We start from the raw sequence: 285 nt of genomic DNA, 5'->3' as shown, positions 1-285 counted from the left end.
GTAAAAAGAGATGGCTCTTGGGTTATGTTCCCAGACACCTAACCAGACAGGATCCGATCCCTTTGCCTCAAATTCAGCAAAGCACTTTTGCATCAGTGCCTGTGCAAATCCTTTACCATGGTAGGGCTCATCGACATACAGACACAGAATTTCTCCGGCATGGATGCTATTGACACAGGGAGGAAACTCTTCCCACCTTAGTTGAGCGTACCCAATCAGTTTGCTCTCGTATTCGCAGACTAATGTAATCCAGTCTTGTCTGAGGATTTCTTTCAACTGGATATT

1 protein-coding gene is annotated in these 285 nt (G+C 45.3%); it reads right to left on the bottom strand.

The window, feature by feature from the left end; all coding sequences use genetic code 11:
• Positions 1 to 285, bottom strand: a 285-nt coding sequence (locus FDX22_RS26460) for an N-acetyltransferase (protein ID WP_255433088.1), incomplete at both ends; no start/stop codon positions are given.

Origin of the sequence: Citrobacter sp. TBCS-14 (assembly GCF_005280805.1) — a bacterium.
GTDB lineage: Bacteria > Pseudomonadota > Gammaproteobacteria > Enterobacterales > Enterobacteriaceae > Citrobacter > Citrobacter gillenii.
The sequence above is the reverse complement of the archived record's forward strand: the minus strand, read 5'-3'. Positions and strand labels throughout refer to the sequence as shown.